Origin of the sequence: Clostridioides sp. ES-W-0018-02, from assembly GCF_020658175.1 — a bacterium.
Taxonomy (GTDB): domain Bacteria; phylum Bacillota; class Clostridia; order Peptostreptococcales; family Peptostreptococcaceae; genus Clostridioides.
Genome location: NZ_JACVVY010000005.1, coordinates 42,489 through 62,268, shown reverse-complemented (window position 1 = coordinate 62,268; position 19,780 = coordinate 42,489). Strand labels below are relative to the sequence as shown.

Annotated in this window: 15 protein-coding genes and 1 riboswitch; all 15 genes read right to left on the bottom strand. The window is 29.4% G+C overall.

All coding sequences use genetic code 11. The features are described from left to right. Positions 1–96 precede the first annotated feature (96 nt). The 15 genes from IC219_RS13360 to hpf all read right to left on the bottom strand — a co-directional run bounded on the left by IC219_RS13360 (position 97) and on the right by hpf (position 19,274). A complete protein-coding gene (locus tag IC219_RS13360; RefSeq protein WP_285891632.1) occupies positions 97–1,497 on the bottom strand; it encodes a sigma 54-interacting transcriptional regulator in 1,401 nt (466 codons plus the stop codon). Positions 1,498–1,924: 427 nt separating this feature from the next. Next, positions 1,925–2,875: a 4-hydroxyphenylacetate decarboxylase activase gene (gene hpdA / locus IC219_RS13355; RefSeq protein ID WP_227434572.1), complete on the bottom strand. Its 951-nt coding sequence runs from the start codon at positions 2,873–2,875 to the stop codon at positions 1,925–1,927. Then, positions 2,868–3,125 (bottom strand): 4-hydroxyphenylacetate decarboxylase small subunit, encoded by a 258-nt coding sequence (gene hpdC, locus IC219_RS13350; protein WP_227831448.1) that lies wholly within the window; start codon positions 3,123–3,125, stop codon positions 2,868–2,870. Before hpdC ends, hpdA begins: the two co-directional genes overlap by 8 nt. A gap of 3 nt (positions 3,126–3,128) precedes the next feature. After that, complete coding sequence (gene hpdB, locus IC219_RS13345) at positions 3,129–5,837, bottom strand: 4-hydroxyphenylacetate decarboxylase large subunit (protein WP_227434570.1); 2,709 nt, start codon at positions 5,835–5,837, stop codon at positions 3,129–3,131. Positions 5,838–6,109: 272 nt separating this feature from the next. Next, entirely contained in the window at positions 6,110–7,126 is a 1,017-nt protein-coding gene (gene tsaD / locus IC219_RS13340; RefSeq protein WP_227831449.1) for a tRNA (adenosine(37)-N6)-threonylcarbamoyltransferase complex transferase subunit TsaD, read from the bottom strand. Between the two features lie 5 nt (positions 7,127–7,131). Beyond that, positions 7,132–7,608 carry a ribosomal protein S18-alanine N-acetyltransferase gene (gene rimI, locus IC219_RS13335; protein WP_227824877.1) on the bottom strand — a complete coding sequence of 159 codons (477 nt, stop codon included), beginning with the start codon at positions 7,606–7,608 and terminating at the stop codon, positions 7,132–7,134. Further along, positions 7,598–8,314, bottom strand: a complete 717-nt coding sequence (tsaB, locus tag IC219_RS13330; RefSeq protein ID WP_227483550.1) for a tRNA (adenosine(37)-N6)-threonylcarbamoyltransferase complex dimerization subunit type 1 TsaB — start codon at positions 8,312–8,314, stop codon at positions 7,598–7,600. Before tsaB ends, rimI begins: the two co-directional genes overlap by 11 nt. After that, on the bottom strand, positions 8,314–8,766 hold the full coding sequence (gene tsaE, locus IC219_RS13325; RefSeq protein ID WP_227831450.1) for a tRNA (adenosine(37)-N6)-threonylcarbamoyltransferase complex ATPase subunit type 1 TsaE: 453 nt from the start codon (positions 8,764–8,766) through the stop codon (positions 8,314–8,316). The genes tsaB and tsaE overlap by 1 nt, the downstream gene beginning before the upstream one ends. 140 nt (positions 8,767–8,906) lie before the next feature. Then, positions 8,907–9,947 carry a DUF4116 domain-containing protein gene (locus IC219_RS13320; protein ID WP_227434565.1) on the bottom strand — a complete coding sequence of 347 codons (1,041 nt, stop codon included), beginning with the start codon at positions 9,945–9,947 and terminating at the stop codon, positions 8,907–8,909. Positions 9,948–10,283: 336 nt separating this feature from the next. Next, positions 10,284–10,889: an ECF transporter S component gene (locus IC219_RS13315; protein ID WP_227434564.1), complete on the bottom strand. Its 606-nt coding sequence runs from the start codon at positions 10,887–10,889 to the stop codon at positions 10,284–10,286. A 125-nt stretch (positions 10,890–11,014) separates the two neighbouring features. Then, positions 11,015–11,132: riboswitch (FMN riboswitch) on the bottom strand. A 59-nt stretch (positions 11,133–11,191) separates the two neighbouring features. Beyond that, positions 11,192–12,358 carry an amidohydrolase gene (locus IC219_RS13310; protein WP_227824879.1) on the bottom strand — a complete coding sequence of 389 codons (1,167 nt, stop codon included), beginning with the start codon at positions 12,356–12,358 and terminating at the stop codon, positions 11,192–11,194. Between the two features lie 147 nt (positions 12,359–12,505). Continuing rightward, positions 12,506–14,647: a Tex family protein gene (locus IC219_RS13305; protein WP_227831451.1), complete on the bottom strand. Its 2,142-nt coding sequence runs from the start codon at positions 14,645–14,647 to the stop codon at positions 12,506–12,508. A 146-nt stretch (positions 14,648–14,793) separates the two neighbouring features. Next, a protein-coding gene (prfB, locus tag IC219_RS13300; protein WP_227434561.1) for a peptide chain release factor 2 occupies positions 14,794–15,901 on the bottom strand; the annotation gives its coding sequence in 2 pieces (ribosomal slippage) (positions 14,794–15,825 and positions 15,827–15,901; 1,107 coding nt in all). Positions 15,902–15,915: 14 nt separating this feature from the next. Further along, positions 15,916–18,591 carry a preprotein translocase subunit SecA gene (gene secA / locus IC219_RS13295; protein WP_227831452.1) on the bottom strand — a complete coding sequence of 892 codons (2,676 nt, stop codon included), beginning with the start codon at positions 18,589–18,591 and terminating at the stop codon, positions 15,916–15,918. Positions 18,592–18,722: 131 nt separating this feature from the next. Next, positions 18,723–19,274, bottom strand: a complete 552-nt coding sequence (gene hpf, locus IC219_RS13290; RefSeq protein ID WP_227434559.1) for a ribosome hibernation-promoting factor, HPF/YfiA family — start codon at positions 19,272–19,274, stop codon at positions 18,723–18,725. Positions 19,275–19,780 lie beyond the last annotated feature (506 nt).

Genomic DNA, 19,780 nt, shown 5'->3' with positions numbered 1-19,780 from the left:
AAAATAATATTTTTTCTGAGAAACAAAAAAAGAGCAAAAAAATTTGCTCTTTTATAATAATTTTGCGCCTTTATTTTTCTTTTTTATTTTACTTCTTTATAGGACTTTAATATTATATTTTTTTATTTTATATTGTAAATTTTGCCTATTCATACCTAAAATTGATGCAGCCTTAGTTATATTATATGATGCCTTTTCTAATGATTCATATATATACTTCTCTTCTATCTCACTGAGAACATTATTAAGTGTCTTATTCTCTAAATCATTTAAAGAATAATTATTACGCTCTTTATTCTCTTTAAGATTGTAATAGTCATTTAAATTAATCATGCTTGTTTCTATTTGTATCTCGTTTTCCATCATACTCATAGTACAATAAATTATGTTTTCTAGTTCTCTTATGTTCCCTTGCCAGTCATAATTTTTTAAAACCCTGATAGCTTCATCTGAAATACCTACTACTTTTTTATTTAACTTTTTATTATACTTTGAAATAAATTTTTTGCATAATACAGATATATCCTCTTTTCTATCTCTAAGAGGAGGAATTTTTATATCTATTATGTTAAGCCTATAATATAAATCTTTTCTCATTTTATTCTCATTTAAAATAACTTTTGGACTTTCATTTGTTGTTGCAATAATTCTTACATCAACAGGTATATCCTTAGTCCCTCCAACTCTTCTTACATAACCTTCCTGCAAAACTCTTAGCAATTTAGCCTGTAACATAATAGGCATGGAGTTTATTTCATCCAATAATAATGTCCCTTTGTTAGCTTGCTCAAATAAACCCGGCCTGTCTATTGCCCCTGTAAATCCTCCCTTAGCAGTTCCAAATAGTATTCCTTCGAATAATGATTCTGGTAAAGCTGCACAATTTTGTGCTATAAATGGATAATTTTTTCTATTACTTCCATAGTGAATGGACTGGCTAAATAGCTCTTTGCCTGTCCCAGTTTCACCATATATAAATACTGAGGCATCAGACTTACAAGCTTTCTTAGATTTTGCTATTGCCTCTTTAATCAGATTACTTTCCCCTAAAATATCATCAAATTCATAACCCTTTTTTTGTTTATTGTCAACTTTATTAATTAAATTTTTTTTATAGCTTCTGTTTAATAAATTTTCTATAGTTGTCATATTCTTTGATATTTCAAGTGCCCCTACAAATTCTCCTTTAATATCAATTGGTATCGTAGTATTTATTGCTGTTATTTCTTTTCCATTTTTATCTAGATATTTTTGAATATTGTCTTTAATAATTTCCCTTTTTTCCAAAACTTCTACTAGTGTACTTCTATTTATTTTCATTTTGCTGACTATATCAAAAAATGAATTAGTTAAAACATCATGTCTATTCATTTTTTCCATTTTTTGTACAGAATCATTGTAGATTATAGTTTTCCCTTCTTTATTAACAAAATGTACCCCTTCATCAATATTTTCCAATATTTCATTCATTACTTTAAAAAATATTTCTTGGTTCAACTATATCACCCCAGTACCTAAATATATAACAACCCAAAAATAAGTAAAATATTTCTATATATTTATCTTATCACATATTTATGATATTTTTTATGTCCATTATATTTTTAATTAATACTTGATGAACTACATAGTAAAGCATGAATAGTAATGGTTATATTCTTAGTATTTTCCCTTTTGTTGATATTTCCTTATTAAAAAAAATATTCTAAATATATTATTTATACTCAAATATTATCTAAAAAAGAGTATTTGTATACCTTTATTCTCGTACATATTTTTAACTTAAAATATAAACTTTATATAAAACAAGTTAAAATATACTTAATTAAAATACGTAAAAAAGAGCTATCACAGAACAAATTTAATTTACTCATGCGATAACTCGATTCTACAAACTAATATTTAATTTTCATAATATTTATTTCTAAAAAGCAGTCTCATGCCCAACATAACAGGCTATGCCATTATCTAAAAATATGTCCTGTAATTCTTCAAGATGCTCTTCATCAACATCTCCTTTATCAGAATACTCATATTCTTTACCTAATTGAATCCATTTTGACTCTCCTAGTCTATGAAATGGTAACAGATTAATTTCTACTAAATTATTTTTATGCATAAAAGATATAATATCATTTATATTTTCTATACTATCATTAAATCCTGAAATAACTGGTACTCTAAGTACTAATCTTCCACCCCAGTCAGAGTTCACAAGATTTGATATGTTTTCTAATACTAAATCATTATACACACCTGTTTGTTCCTTATGCTTTTCTCTATCCATATGTTTTATATCAATAAATGCAAAGTCGATATCCTTAAATATATTATTAAAAATTTCATTTGAAACACATGCACTCGTTTCAATAGCAGTGTGCACATTTGTTTCATGACATTTTAATAGCACTTCATGTAAAAATTCATGTTGAAGTAGTGGCTCTCCTCCACTAAATGTTACTCCTCCATTACTTCTCCAGTTATTAGAATCACGCTTAATCACCTTTACAAGTTCCTCTACAGTATATGGCTTTGCACATAATTTAAACGCATTATAATAACACGAGTTGACACATTCAAAACTCTCACAATTCTTACATATGCCCCAATCTATGACTGGCTTATTGTCAAGGTCAAAACTCAATGCACCATTTTTACATTTACCATGACATACAGTACATCCATTTTCATATTGACAAGACAACTCACTAAACATCATATGTGGTCTAACAGTCCAACTTTCAGGATTTGCACACCACTTACAACTAAGTGGACATCCATTTAAAAACACAGTTGTTCTACAACCTGGCCCATCATGAACTGAAAAGCTTTGTATATCAAAAATCATTCCTTCTAATTGTCTTTGACTATTCATTAAACACATGCCCTTCACAAGTAATTGCGTTTAATGTTGAGTATACCCAATCTTCATTCTCTAGCCCAACACATTTACCTATACCTTCATCATTAGCATCAACAAAATTTTTACAATTTTTACATTTTGGCATTACTTTTATTTCTGAACATGCTCCATCATCTAAATTAATCATTTGTTTTGATAATCTACAAATCCCTTTAGTCGCATCTACTGCGCAAAAATTCATACAATCACTATGTTTTCTCATATTTTACACCCCTTCATACTCTGTTCTAGCAATTACTTCATCTTGTATTGGTTTCCCTAGTTCACACCAGTATTGAGTAAATCCAGCAACACGTACCATTAGTTGACGATAATTATCAGGATTTTTTTGTGCGTCTTTCAAAGTTTCTGAGTCCACAACATTGTATTGAATATGGAATCCACCTTTTCTCAAGTAACTTCTTGTTAAATCTAACAATTTTTTTGTTCCTTGTTGTCCTCTAATAGTTGTAGGATGAAGTTTTAAATTCATTTGAGAATTTTGAACTACTGCTTGATCCCAAATAGTCGCAGATTCAAATAATGCATACACACCATTTTTATCTGTTCCTGCATATGCAGAAACTGAACCATCTGAATATGTTGTTCCACTTAATCTACCATCTGGGGTAGCTAAAGTAGCAGCTCCTTGTGGTCCATGTGTAGATACAGAAATTTGACAAGGATACATTTTTTTAGCATATAAAGATTGTGCTTCTTCACACACTTTTGCTAGCCATATTTCATAATTTTTAAGAATCATATCTGCATACAAATCATTGTTTCCATATTTAGGTGCATCAAGACAGGCCTTATAAATAGCATCATATTTGCCAGTCTTATCCACTTTTACTTGGTCTGCCATAGAATAATTACCAACTTCTAATGCATCTTTAAATCCAAAATTATTTAATACAGCATCCTTCATTTCTTCAACTGTAAAAGCTTTGTCATCATATACAAGTTTTTTAAGTGCAGCAAATGAGTTAACCATAGTAACAGTTCCACAAGTTTCTACATTTAATGTTGCATTATAACGATATCCCATATTTCCTATATGTTGACCTTTATCTAAACAGTCTGGTTTTAATAGAGAATTTATTATAGAAGTATCAAACTTTCTCCATATATCTAACTCAATATTATTTGCTCTCTCAAGAACATTTATTGCTTGTTTATAATAGTCTTTAAATACTTCTACAACTTCTTCATAAGTATCTAATGGCTTATTATGAGGTTCAAATACTTGTATATTCATACGATGGTCTTTACCATTCATAAGAACAAGTTCTAATATTTTAGGATTAGCAATAAAGTGAACTCCAGAACCAGCAGATTGTCCTGCTCCACCTGCAATAGAATATGTCTTTCCATTTAAAGTCAGTTGTTTCCAGCATCCTGGAGATGTTTCCAGACATCCACCTAATGCAAATGCTCTAGCTTCTTCAACAGTCATTCCTTCATCAGCAAATTGCTTCATCATAAATGTTGTCCCATTTGAATTGTTTACCCATGCTGGATAACCAGAACCAAGTTTTGTACATTCAACAGCTTTCATTAAAAAATCTTCTGGAAGTTTTTCATCATATAACATAGTTAAGCTAGGCTGAGGAGTTCTACATCTCATACTTGCCTCTAATAATAATTCTTCTAATTCATTAGCTCCTGTAGAACCATCTTCTCTTAACCCACCTATAGATAAAGTATTGAATGTATTTCCTGATAAGACTCCTCCATTTACACCTGCTGAAGCAAAACAGTCAATACAAGTGATTTTTATTCTATAAAGTTCTAATAATTCGATAACTTCTTCTTTTGTAATTAGTCCTTTTTCCATATCCTGTTCATACCAAGGATATAAAATTTGACCAAAACGACCTATAGACATACCAGATATAGCATCTTCATTTACTGATGCTATATGAATTGTATAAGTCAATTGAAGAGCTTCTCTAAATGTACGAGGTTGTTTATGTGCAATATGTTCTAATATCTCTACTAAATCTGAATATTCTTTTTTTGATTCTAAATCTGTTTCTATACTCTCTAAATATTTTGCATGTTTTGCATAGTTTAAAATCCAAGCTTGTAACCCTTCAATGACTTGAATAACAGCTTCATAAAAATATAGACGATCCATTCCGATAAGCCCATCTCCAGATGCATTTCCTGCAACTGCTTTTTTACATTCTTTTGCCATTTCTATAATTCCATCTAATCCATAATTTAAAGGATAAAAATAGTTTATAACTTCTCTACCTTGAGGAAGTGTATATCCTGAATCAAACATACATATAAGTGTACTCATTAAATTTTCTTTTAAATCATAATCTGGCATCATCTTTTCATAGTGAAATCCTAAATCTTCAACTGATTTTCCAACCCATTCCTTTGCCATTTTTACAAGAACAGGTACTTCTTCTTTTCTCATTCCAAATTTACCAGCTATTGAAACAACATTTCCAAAACTTTCAGTTACATTTCCTCCACCAGAACCAAATTTTGTAAGCTCATCTGCTGTATTACTAGCTAATTTCTTTGCTTCTTCTTTCATTTGTTCTCCCTGAGCAACAAAGAAACTTTCACTTACCCAAGGCATTGGGAAAGAACCTCTATAATGGCGTGTTTTTTGCATTACTATCTTCTCACCAGGTATTATATTTGGTGTCATATGAGAAAAAGCAGCTTTAAGAGCTTTAGCTCTTCTAACTACTGCTATATCCCCATCTGATTTTCTATATTCTCTATTGTACCAATATGGAAATTCCATATCAGCTGTAGACAATGTATTGTAATATACATTCAATAAATCATCTGCTCTTTTACTTGCTTTTTTTTCACTAAGTTCATCTAAATTTTCCTGATTTTGAAAATTTGCTTTAATATTTTTTGCTTCTAAAATACTTCTTATTTTATCTTCTTTACTTTGACTCATTTCTTCCCCTCCTTAAACTTTCTATACTTAGTATAAAACTTTTTAAGAAGGGAAAAAAAGAGTCTATTACCCACTTTCTAAAATAATCTTTCTACAAAAAAATAAAACTTAAAACATTTTAGACCATAAATTTACCTTATATCTAAATATCTAAAAACCTACTGATTTATTAAAATATAAAGATTGTCCATTGTCTTGTTTTAAGCTTTAACATATACTATATTTAATTTTATAAAAATACTTGATCAATATATTTTTAAACTTAGTTTATATTACTGGTTTATCTTAAGATTCGGAACTGCATTCAGACTCATATCATGTGTTTTATTGTTTATAAAATTATAATATCCTGCGCAACCTATCATAGCAGCATTATCTGTACATAAAATTAAAGGAGGATATTTAACTATAATTCCACTCTCTTTTGCAAGTTCTGTTATTTTAGCTCTAAGACCAGAGTTGGAAGCAACTCCACCAGAAAGAGTTATAACATCATAACCTTTATCTTTTGTCGCTTTTAATGCTTTAGTAGCTAAAACTTCAACTACTGCTTCTTGAAAAGATGCAGCAACATCTTCAACTACTATTTCTTTGTTTTTCATCCTTTTTCCATTTAAATAATTTAATACAGAAGATTTTAGACCACTAAAACTAAAGTCATAGCTATCATCTTCTAAATAAGCTCTTGGAAATTCTATAGCATGCTTATTCCCTTTTTTAGCTAAATTATCAATAATAGGTCCTCCTGGATACCCCAAATTCATAGCCCTTGAAATCTTATCAAAGGCTTCTCCAGATGCATCATCTCTAGTCTTTCCTAAAATTTCATATTTACCATAATCTTTAACTTCTACTAAGTGAGTATGACCTCCAGATACTATTAATGTTATAAAAGGAGGTTTTAAATCTTTATGCTCTATATAGTTTGCACTTAGATGTCCTTCAATATGATTTACTCCTACAAGAGGAATATCCAATGTATATGCAAGTGCTTTAGCATAAGATAATCCTACTAATAAAGCCCCTACTAGTCCTGGGCCATATGTAACTGCAATGTGGTCTATATCATTAAATCCTATATTTGCCCCATCTAAAGCTTCTTGAACAACTATATCAATATTTTCAACGTGTTTTCTTGAAGCCACCTCTGGTACTACTCCGCCAAACTTTTTATGTGTTTCTATTTGAGTAGAGATTATGTTTGAAAGTACTTCTCTACCATTTTTTAAAACTGATGCAGCTGTTTCATCACAGCTACTCTCTATAGCTAATGTTATTATATCACCCATAAACTCTACACCTCTTTTAATTGATTCCACATTATAATTGCATCTTCTTTGTTATCATTATAGTATTCTTTTCTGATTCCACCCATTTTAAATCCATATTTTCTATATAGATTTTGTGCTATTTTATTTGATGCTCTAACTTCTAATGTCATAGACGCAATATTATTATCTTTACATAAATCAACTAATCTTTTTATTAACTTATCTCCTATTTTTTTGCCTCTATAGTCACTATGAACAGCCACATTATTTATATGACCTTCATCAAGTATAAGCCAAATTCCAACATATCCAACTACTTTTCCATCTAGTTTTGCTACTATATACTTTGCTACTTCATTAGATAACTCTTTTCTAAAAGATTCTTTTGACCAATAATCTTCAAAACAATTTTTTTCCACTTCAAAAACTTCATCTATATCTTTAATAGTCATTTCTTCTATTTTTACATCATCTATTATTTGTTTTGTATTATCTTTCATTATTTATCCTCTTCATTTTTTCGTCATATTGTACTTCGGCCTGAGATTTTCTGATATACATAGGGTTTATTGTATAACAAGTATGTACATCTATATTTTTACTATATTTATTTAGTGCTACAGAACATAAGCTTCCTGCTTTAGATACATTATGAGCTGGTGAAGGTATCTTTATATTTTTTACGTTTTCTAGCTCATCCTTATATTTATAAACAGCTTCTCCAACTATTATAAATTCTTCATCACTTGATTTAATTTCCTTTAGTAAAGTTTCAAATTCTACAACATCGACACTATCTAACTCTATTAACTCTCCATCTTCAAACTTATATTTAGCTGAATACACCTGATTTTTTTGTGCATCTAATATAGAGCATATTTTTCTTTCACATAAATTCATATTACCTGCTAAAGATTCTAAAGAATTTACTGCTATTATTGGTAGATTATTTACATGGGCTATAGCTTTTACTGTAGCCATACCTATTCTAAGACCTGTAAATGAACCAGGGCCTATACATATAGCTAACAAATCCATCTCTTTTATGTTTAAATCACTTATATCCAACATATTTTCTATCATTGGCATAAGCTTTTGTGAATGAGTTTTTTTGTTATTTACTGTAAACTCACAGATTAAATTATCATCTTCAACAACTGCTACACTTGCTGCCATAGAAGATGTATCTATACCTAATATCTTCATTATTTAATCAACTCCTCAACTATACTTTTATAATAATCTCCTTTTGGAGTTAATATCATTTCTCTTCCTTCATCTTTGTACCTTAATTCTATGTTTAAATATTCTTTTGGAAGTATCTCTTCTATTAAATTACCCCATTCAATTATACAGATTCCATTTGAATTTATATATTCATCATATCCAATATCATACATTTCATCACTACTACCAATTCTATAAACATCAAAATGATACAAAGGTATTTTTCCTTCATATTCGTTTATTATAGTAAAAGTTGGGCTTGTTATATAATCATTTATACCTAATGAGTCTGCTAAGCTTTGTGTCATTGTGGTCTTTCCAGCTCCTAAATCCCCCACTAAACAAATTACACTACCTTCTTTTAATAATTTACCTAATTTATATCCTATTTCTCTAGTTTTACTTTCATTTTCTAAATATATTTTTGCCATTAATTCATCTCCATCTTGATATAATCGTCGTGTGAATTTATATCACTGCTTAATTAATTATAGTATAAGCCCCAACTATTATAAAGTACTTCTATTTATCTTTTTTGTTTATCTTTCAATATTGATGATTCTATTAAAACTTATATATAATCATCAATAGCAATCCTTACATATTCTTTTGCCTTACAATTTTGTTTCAGGGCTTCTTTACATATTTCCTCTGATTGCTCTTTTACATACTTGAGAGATTTATAATTTTCTTTTACTGCTTCAATGCACATTTTTTCTGTTTGATTCTTTATATACATAAGCATCTTTCCATTTTGTCTTACAATCTCTGTACATATCTCTTCTGTATAGTTATCTATGTAATTTAGTACATCTTTAATATTGTACTTTTTATCCAAGTATCTTATAGCTCTTATACATGTTTCTTCTGTCTTATTATTAACAAATTGTAGGCTTCTTCCATCTTGTTTAACTGCTTCTAAACATATTCTTTCTGTTTGCTGATTTACATATTGTAATGCCATACCATTTTGACTTACAGCTTCAATACACATTTTTTCTGTTTGGTTTTGTACATATTTAAGTGCTTTATAGTTTCGTTTTATTGCTTCTATACATAATTCTTCACTTTGTTCTCTAACATATGCAAGACACCTGCCATCTTTTTTAATTGCTTCTAAACATATTTTTCTTGTTTGAACCTCTAAAGCTTTTAATATACTTACAACATCTATATTAGAAGAACATCTTATTGCTTTTATAATAAGTTCTTCTGTTTGATTTCTTACATACTTAAGTGCATTACAATCCTTTTTTATTGCTTCAAGGCATATATACTCAGTTTGTTCTTTTACATATTCAAGTGCTCTATAATTGTACCTTATAGCTTCTAAACATAATTCTTCTGTTTGCTCTTTTACATACTTCAAAGCTTTATAATTCTGTCTTATAGCTAAAATACACATACCATCTGTTTGATTATTTATATTTTCTAATTCATGATAGTCATACTTCACTCTTTCCATATTTTCAATATATTCATTCGTAATATACTTTAAAGAATCTCCTAACATTTTACTATCAATGCCTATATGAATATTTTCCCAATCACTATTAAAATAATACCCTTTATCGTCTAAAAATACTTTTTTCATTTTTTTACATACTTTCATAAATCTACTCTCCTATCATCATTAAATTAGTTATTATTAAGAATTACAATTCAAAACATTATTTATTCTTAATAATAACTTTATTTTTTGTCTATTATGAATTCGCTCTGCATATTGTAGATACCTTTTTAGTATTTTAATAGTTAATCGTTTTAATTCTTCCTTTATTTTAAAAATTAAATCTGTCTAAATATTTCTTATTTTAAATACATTTTTTGATAAATTAATAAAGCCATAATGTATTTAATACATCAATCACAACATGAGACTGAAGTTATAAATAAATTATGGCTTTCCAATATATTTAATTTTAAAATTTTATATTTTCTTGTCTGATTATTTTTTTATTACATTTCCCATTTTTTTATAAAGTGGTAATGTTACTAAAGATATTATCACAGCTTTTAGTACATTAAATGGAGCTATCATCCAAATTACAAAAGTAAATAGGTCATGAATCTTAGGATTTATAGCTGAACCTAACCCTATTATAGCATCTAGTCCCATAAATTGACCATAAAGTGGTAACATTACAAAGTAATTTAACACTGAGCCAATTATAGTCATAGCTATTGTTCCTAATACAAATCCAATTAATATGCCTTTTAAATCTTTACTTTTCTTATATGAATAACAAAGTATCATTACATAAGAACCACCAATTAATATATTTGCAAACTCTCCTACTCCTCCAGTTGTTGTTGCTGTAATCGCTTGTAGTATATTTTTTACTACAACTATTCCAAATCCAACTAATGGTCCTAAAGACATCCCTCCAAATATTGCTGGAATATCTGATAAGTCAATTTTTAAGAAATCTGGAAATATACCTGGTATTGGTGCTTGAATAAACATTAGTAAATAAGATATTGCTGATAAAATTGACATTACTACTAAAGTTCTTGTTGAAATCATATTACTTCTTTTTGCTGTACTTTGCATAATTATTATCCTCCTAATAAATATATTTATATTTTTTTAGGAAAAACAAAAAACTCGAAGACCTTATCTTCGAGTTTTTATGGATATAGTTTAAACAAACTAAAATAAACTTATTTATATTCCATAAATATCTTCTCTCATCCAGACTTTACTGTCGGCTTTGGAATTTCACCAAATCAACCACATAAGTAGTTCGCGGGCTATACCGCCGGTAGGGAATCTCACCCTGCCCCGAAGATCTTCTTTGATTTTTTAATTTTCCTTACACTCTTATATTAGTTAATTTTTTAATAATTGTCAAGTTATTTTTTTTCATACACTACTTTCCCATTTATTATAGTGTAAAGTACATTACTTTGAATCTCTAGTGGAGAATTATCCCAAATTACTATATCTGCATCTTTACCAACTTCTATAGAACCTACTCTATCTTCAATTCCTAGAGTCTTAGCTGGATTTATTGTAATGGATTCTATTGCTTTTTCTTCTTTCATTCCATGCTTAACTGCTATCCCTGCACATATTGGAAGATATTGAACTGGTATTACTGGATGGTCTGTCATTATACATACATCAAGTCCTGCATTTGAAAGTATTCCAGCTGTATTAAACGTTAAATTTCTAAGTTCAAATTTAGACCTTTCTGATAATGATGGCCCTACTATTACAGGAAATCCTTCTTCCAATAGCTCCTCCACTATAAGATGACCTTCTGTACAATGGTCTAATGTAAGCTTTAAATTAAACTCTTTTGCAATCCTTATGGCTGTGAACATATCATCAGCTCTATGGGCATGTGCTTTAAAAGGAATTTCTCCTCTTAAAACGGGTATTAAACTTTCCATTTTTATATCATATTCAGGTTTTTCACAATCTTCATCATCATGACTTTCATACAGGTCGACTTCCTCTAAATATTCTTCTGCTTTTTTAAGATTCTCTCTAAGTAATGAAGCTATTGCCATTCTAGTTTGTGGAGATTTATCATCTTGACCATAACAGCTTTTTGGATTTTCTCCAAAGGCTATTTTAGATGCTACTGGATTTTTTATTACCATTTTATCAATTCTTTTCCCATAGGTCTTTATAGCTATACATTGACCTCCCATAACATTTGCACTTCCAGGAGTTGTACATACAGAAGTTATACCACCTTCAAAAGCTTCTTTAAATGTTCTGTCCATTGGATTAATCCCATCTATAGGATTTAATTGTGGTGTTATTGGGTCAGTTTCTTCATTTCCATCTGCTCCTTCAAATCCTATACCATCTTCCCACAATCCTAAATGAGTATGGGCATCTATAAACCCTGGAAACACAAATTTACCACTTGCATCTATCACCTCTACATCTAAAGGTGCTATTAAGTCTTTTCCTATCTCTATTATTTTTCCTTGGTCTATAAGTATATCTCCCTGAATTATTCCATTTGTTATGGTATTTATATTACCATTTTTTATAAAAACCATTCATTTTCCTCCTGATTTTCAATACTATACTAACTATTTTAAATATTATCTCTTTACAATCTCATTTCATAATTTCTTAAATTTTTTATTATGCTACTTACATTTATAATTGTTACACATAAGTATCATAACTAAACATAAATTAACCTATTTTTTCATTGATAATGCAACTCTTTTTTTATTTAAATCAATTCCAATTACCTTTACATCTACTATATCACCTACTGTAACAATACTCATAGGGTCTTTTACAAAGCTATTACTCATTTCTGATTTATGAACTAGCCCATCATTTTTTATTCCAATATCTACAAATGCTCCAAAATCTACAACATTTCTTATTGTACCTTTTAAAGACATCCCTTCTTGTATATCTTCAATTTTTAGGACATCAGTTCTAAGTATAGGCTTTATTCCTTCTTCTCTTGGGTCTCTTCCTGGTTTTTTAATCTCAGCTATGATATCTCTTAAAGTAACTTGGCCTACTTCCAATTTTTCACTTAATTCTCTCAAACCAATTTCCTTAACTTTTTCATCTATTTCTTCTATATTTTTATTTTTTACATCATCCAAAGAATATCCTATTATTTCAATCATTTTTTTGCATATATCATAACTTTCAGGATGTACACCTGTATTATCTAGAGGATTCTTTCCATCTAAGATTCTCATAAATCCAGCACATTGAGTAAATGCTTGAGGGCCAAGTCTTTTTACTTTTTTCAGTTGTACTCTTGATGTAAAGTCTCCATTTTCTTCTCTATATGCTATTATATTTTTTGCGATAACCTTACTTATTCCTGCAATATGCTCTAATAGAGAATATGATGCAGTATTTAAATCTACTCCAACACTATTTACGGAATCCTCAACAACTCCATTTAATACTTCTTCTAATCTCTTCTTATTTAAGTCATGTTGATATTGGCCTACACCTATACTCTTAGGGTCTATTTTCACAAGTTCTGCTAAGGTGTCTTGTAGTCTTCTCGCTATAGATATAGCTCCTCTTATTGATACATTTATATCTGGATGTTCTTCATTTGCGAGTTCAGATGCTGAGTAAACTGATGCACCAGCTTCGCTGACTATAACATATTGAATGTCTCTATCTATCTCTTTTATCATTTCTGACACAAATGTTTCTGACTCTCTTGATGCTGTCCCATTTCCTATTGAAATTATGTCTATATTATATTTTTCAATTAATTCTTTTAAAGTCTTCTTGGCCCCTTCTACATTATTTTGAGGGTCTGTTGGATATACTGTTGTATAGTCCAATAATTTACCATTTTTATCTACAACCGCTATTTTGCAACCAGTTCTAAATGCAGGGTCAAATCCCATAACTACTTTATCTTTAACTGGTGGTTGAAGTAATAAACTTTTAACATTTTTTCCAAATACACTTATAGCCCTTTCTTGAGCTATTTCTGTCAGATGATTTCTTATTTCTCTTTCTATCGATGGGAAAATTAATCTTTTATATGAATCTTCTATTGAATTTACAATTTCATCTTTATTCTTAAAGTTTTTATCATTTACATATTCATTTACTATATAATTTAAAACTTTATCATTATTTATTTCTAATTTAACTTTTAAAAAATTCTCTTTTTCTCCTCTATTTATTGCTAAAACTCTATGTGGAGCCATACTTTTCACTGCTTCACTATAATCGTAATACATATCATAAACTGATTTCTCATCAGTAGAACTTTTACTAACTATCATTCCTTCTCTTAAAGCAAGCTCTCTTATGTATTTTCTAATCTTCGCATCATCTGAAACTGTTTCTGCAATTATATCTCTTGCACCTTTTAAGGCATCCTCAACAGAAGTTACTTCTTTTTCTTCATTTATATAACTCTTCGCCTCTAAATCTATATTATCTAGATTACTCTCTAGTATTGATACTGCTAGATTTTCTAACCCTTTTTCTTTTGCTATTGTTGCTCTAGTTCTTTTCTTTTGTTTATATGGAGCATATATATCTTCTACTTCTTGTAGTGTTTTTGCTTTTTCTATATTTTGTGTTATCTCATCTGTTAATTTTCCTTGTTCATCTATTAATCTAACTACATCATCTTTTCTACTTTGAAGGTTTCTTAGATACATCAATTTTTCATAGAATTCCCTTAATGTGACATCACTCATCTCACCAGTCATTTCTTTTCTGTATCTAGCTATAAATGGTATTGTATTTCCTTCATCAATAAGCTTTAGCGTATTATTTATTTGTTCATCTTTGAGATTAAATTCATTTTTTAAGATTTGATTTATATCCAATTTTTTTCACTCCTAATGTTAGTTTTTTCATAAGTATAACAAACAGAACGAAGGCTGAGGGTTGTAGTCCTCAGCCTAAGTGCTGTAAAGTGCATAGTAAGCACTAACCTTCTTATATATCTATCCTAATTACTGTACATTGTTTATTAAACTGTCTTATTCATTTTTAAGTATTCGTTGATAAACAAGTCTATATTTCCATTCATCACACTATCTACATTTCCAAACTCAGCATTTGTCCTATGGTCTTTGACTAACTTATATGGTTGGAAAACATAGGACCTAATTTGGCTACCCCACGTTATTTGTGAGTATTTGCCTTGTATATCTTCTATTTTTTCCTTTTGCTCTAATTCTTTTAACTCTATCAATTTTGCCATCAAAAGTCTCATAGCTCTATCTTTATTTAAATGTTGAGACCTTTCATTTTGACACTGAACCACTACACCAGTAGGAATATGTGTTATTCTAACAGCTGAATCAGTTGTGTTTACATGTTGTCCTCCAGCACCAGACGCTCTATATGTGTCTATCTTCAAATCTGATGAATTAATTTCTACTTCTATATTTTCATCTAACTCTGGTGTTACATCTATAGAAGCAAATGAAGTATGTCTCTTTCCTGATGGGTCAAATGGAGATATTCTTACCAATCTATGAACCCCTTTTTCACTTTTTAAATATCCATAAGTGTTGGTTCCTTCTACAAGAATTGTAGCTGTCTTTATTCCCGCTTCAGGGTCTGATATTATATCTAAAAGCTTAACTTTATAACCCTTACCTTCTGCCCATCTTATATACATTCTTAAAAGCATCTGAGCCCAATCTTGAGCATCTAGACCCCCAGTTCCAGCATTTATAGATAATATAGCATTATTTTTATCATACTCGCCATTTAAAAGAGTTTTTATTTTCATCTCAGATAATTTTTCTTCTATTGATTCTATAGACATTTCTATATCCTTTTCAACAGAATCATCCTCTTCTTCTAGGCCTATTTCAATCAATACTTCTACATCTTCTAATAAGTTTTTTAGACTTTCATATTCATCTATAGTTTCTTTTAAAGCTTTGTTTTCTTGAAGTACTTTTTGCGCTACTTCATTGTCATTCCAAAAATCTTGTTTATTTATCTTCTCTTCATTAATTTTTATCTTTTCCATCAATGAAGCTACGTCAAAGAGAAACCCTCAATTCTTCTAAATTTGAAGCTATTTGCTCCACACTATGTCTATACTCTTGTATCTTTAACATTTAATCCTCCAAAACTATCTTCCACAACAGTTTTTATATTTCTTACCACTTCCACAAGGACATAAATCATTTCTTCCAACTTTTTCATCTTTTTTAATAGTTTTGCTTGTTGGAAGAGTTCCATCTGAGGGAGAAGTTAGATTTTCAACATCTACAACTGCTTTTCTTTCTACTGGAGCCTCTATTGTTATATTAAATAAATATCTTACAGTATCTTCTTTAATATGTTTATTCATCTCATCAAACATATCAAAACCTTCCATTTTATAAGCAATAACTGGGTCTTGTTGACCTACAGCACGAAGCCCTATACCTTGACGTAATTGATCCATTGCATCTATATGGTCTATCCAATGATTATCAACAGCTTGAAGTAAGATAACTCTCTCAACTTCTCTCATTCTTTCATAACCTATTTGTTCTTCTTTTGCAGTATATATCTTCATAGCTATTTCATAAACTTTTTCTGTTATTTCAACTGGATTAAGCTTTTCTATCTCTGGGATTTCTATACTACCTTTTGGTAAGAACAGATTATACATATGTTCCTTAAATCCTTCTTCATCAAATCCTTTATCTTGTGTATAAAGAGTCACTGATTCTTCTATTATAGAATGAGTCATTGATTGTACTTGCTCTTGTAAATCTTCACCTTCTAATACACGTTTTCTCTCTGCATATATTATTTCTCTTTGCTTATTCATAACATCATCATATTGAAGTACATGTTTTCTTATTCCAAAGTTTTTACCTTCGACTTTCTTTTGTGCACCTTCAATAGACTTAGATAATATTCTATGTTCTATAGGCATGTCTTCTTCAAGACCTATTTTATTTACGATTCCAGATATTCTATCGCTTCCAAACAATCTCATAAGGTCATCATCAAGACCTATATAAAATCTTGAGCTACCTGGGTCACCTTGACGACCAGCACGACCTCTTAACTGGTTATCTATTCTTCGAGATTCATGTCTTTCTGTACCAATTATAGCAAGTCCACCTGCTTCTACTACTTGTTTTTGTTCGTCTTCTGTTTGTTGCTTAAATTGTTTATATAATCTTTCGTACTCTGCTCTAGCTTCAAATAAAATTTCATTTCCTGCCACAGGTATTCCTTCTATTGGAGTATCAACTCTATTTACTACATCTTCTTTAAATCCATTTCTTCTCATTTCTCTCTTAGTTAAGAAATCTGGATTCCCACCTAAAACTATATCAGTACCACGACCAGCCATGTTAGTAGCTATTGTAACAGCTCCAAGTCTACCTGCTTGAGCTATTATTTCTGCTTCTTTATCATGGTGTTTAGCATTTAATACTTCATGTCTAATACCTTTTTTCTTTAATATTTGTGATAGTAGTTCTGACTTTTCTATCGAAACTGTACCTACAAGTATTGGTTGATTAACTTTATGTCTTTCAATTATTTCTTCAGCTACAGCATTAAATTTACCTATCTCACTTTTATATACACAATCTGGCAAGTCTTCTCTCACCATAAGCTTATTAGTAGGCACTTGGAAGACATCCATTTTATATATTGCTTTAAACTCTTCTTCTTCTGTTTTTGCTGTACCAGTCATACCTGAAAGTTTTTTATACATTCTAAAGTAATTTTGGAATGTTACAGTAGCTAGTGTTTTAGATTCTCTCTGTATTTTAAGACCTTCTTTTGCTTCTATTGCTTGATGCAAGCCTTCTGAATATCTTCTACCAAACATAAGTCTACCAGTAAACTCATCAACTATTACTATTTCTCCATCTTTAGCAACATAATCAACATCTTTTTTCATTATTACATGTGCCCTTAAAGCCTGATTTATATGGTGATATAACTCTGTATGAGATATATCTGTTATATTATCAACATTAAAATATACTTCTGCTTTTTGTATACCTGATGCTGTTAGAGATACAGCCTTATCTTTTTCTTCTAATTCATAGTCATCAGGTTTTAAAGTTAACACAAATGTATTTGCATCCGAGTATAGGTGAGTTGATTTATCTCCAGGACCAGATATAATAAGTGGTGTTCTAGCCTCATCTATAAGTATAGAGTCGACCTCATCCACTATCGCATAATTTAATCCTCTTTGAACTCTTTGCTCTTTGTGTATTACCATATTGTCTTTTAAATAGTCAAATCCATATTCATTATTTGTACCATAAGTTATATCACAATCATATTGTTCTTTTCTAACTTTTGGATTTTGACCATGTACAATAACACCTACACTCATTCCTAAAAACTCATAAACTTTTGCCATTTGGTCTCTATCACGTTTTGCAAGATAATCATTTACCGTTACAACATGTACACCTTTTCCAGTAAGAGCATTCAAATAAACAGGAGCAGTTGCAACCAAAGTTTTACCTTCACCTGTTTTCATCTCAGCTATTCTTCCTTGATGTAATACTATACCTCCAATCATTTGAACTCTGTAGTGTCTAAGACCTAATACTCTTTTAGAAGTCTCTCTGACTACTGCAAATGCTTCTGGAAGTATATCATCTATACTTTCTCCATTTTCTAATCTTTCTTTAAATGTATTTGTCATATTTTTAAGTTCCGAGTCTGCCATAGATTCAAATTTAGGTTCTAATGAATCTATTATATCAACAGTCTTATTGAACTTTTTCAATTCTTTTTTATCTGCCATGTTGAATAAACTATCCATAAAGCTCATATTTTACATCTCTCCTCGTTCTTTATTGTACTATTATTCATTTTACCATAAAAACTATACTTTTAATATTAATTTAAAAAGCTATCGATAAATAATTTATCGATAGCTAATATGATTAAATCTAAATTGCTTTATTCATGTTCTATTATACCATATCCGCCATTATGACGTTTATAAACTACAGCTATTTCATCTGAATCTATATTCTTGAACATATAGAAATCATGTCCTACTAATTCCATTTGTAATACAGCTTCTTCTTCGCTCATTGGCTTAACACTAAATTTCTTACGTCTTTGAATTACTATATCTTGATTTTCATCTTCATAATCTTCTTGTTCATCTGCTAGATTTATCTCTGCATCTTGGAATCTTATACTCTTATTGTCTTGATGCTTATCTTGTAATCTCTTTTTATATTTTTTTAATTGTTTGCTTAATTTATCATATACAACATCTATAGCTGTGTATAAATTCTCCTGCATATCTTCTGCTCTAATTATAGGACCATTTACAGTAGCTATTGTTACTTCTATTTTTTGTCTTGTTTTTTTAGCACTTACTGTAACCTTTACATCAGTGTCTGGATGAATGTAATTATCTAACTTACTTAACTTGCTTTCGATTTTATTTTTTATTGCATCAGTTAATTCGATTTGTTTTCCAGATATAATTATGTTCATAAGTACATCTCCCTTCAATTATGCCAGTATAAGAAAATTTATACTTAATAATATATTCTACACGAAATCTCATAATCCTTCTTTTATTATTAACTTTTGTGATTTTTTCTATTCAATTGATAGAATTATTTTTCATTTTTAATCACCTTAATGCTTATGTGGATTAATATTATAACAATACCCTGTGGATAATGTGGATAAAACTGTTAATAACTCTTGTTCCTGTGTATTTAAAGCTATTTTTATTATCCTTTCTATCCACAAATATCTCCAATAATTGTTTATTAATATGTGAATTCATGTCATAAAGTGGTAATTTTAGGAAATTATATGTATTATATGTTACTTAACTTTTATAAATTTTTCATAGTTATCCACCTTCTAAGACCTCCATATTTCATTTTTTCTTTCACTATTTAGTTTAACTTCAAAATTATCTAAAAATAGTAAAGCATCATAACAATAATTTCTTAATCAATACTCATAATATTCATATACCCAAACTA

Coding starts and splice junctions, on each gene's coding strand:
- hpdC (WP_227831448.1), bottom strand. CDS start 3,125: ATGAGAAAACATAGTGATTGTATGAATTTTTGCGCAGTAGATGCGACT.
- tsaB (WP_227483550.1), bottom strand. CDS start 8,314: ATGAAGATATTAGGTATAGATACATCTTCTATGGCAGCAAGTGTAGCA.
- rimI (WP_227824877.1), bottom strand. CDS start 7,608: ATGAAAGATAATACAAAACAAATAATAGATGATGTAAAAATAGAAGAA.
- tsaD (WP_227831449.1), bottom strand. CDS start 7,126: ATGGGTGATATAATAACATTAGCTATAGAGAGTAGCTGTGATGAAACA.
- IC219_RS13310 (WP_227824879.1), bottom strand. CDS start 12,358: ATGGTTTTTATAAAAAATGGTAATATAAATACCATAACAAATGGAATA.
- secA (WP_227831452.1), bottom strand. CDS start 18,591: ATGAGCTTTATGGATAGTTTATTCAACATGGCAGATAAAAAAGAATTG.
- hpdB (WP_227434570.1), bottom strand. CDS start 5,837: ATGAGTCAAAGTAAAGAAGATAAAATAAGAAGTATTTTAGAAGCAAAA.
- IC219_RS13315 (WP_227434564.1), bottom strand. CDS start 10,889: ATGCAAAGTACAGCAAAAAGAAGTAATATGATTTCAACAAGAACTTTA.
- hpdA (WP_227434572.1), bottom strand. CDS start 2,875: ATGAATAGTCAAAGACAATTAGAAGGAATGATTTTTGATATACAAAGC.
- IC219_RS13320 (WP_227434565.1), bottom strand. CDS start 9,947: ATGAAAGTATGTAAAAAAATGAAAAAAGTATTTTTAGACGATAAAGGG.
- hpf (WP_227434559.1), bottom strand. CDS start 19,274: ATGAACATAATTATATCTGGAAAACAAATCGAATTAACTGATGCAATA.
- tsaE (WP_227831450.1), bottom strand. CDS start 8,766: ATGGCAAAAATATATTTAGAAAATGAAAGTAAAACTAGAGAAATAGGA.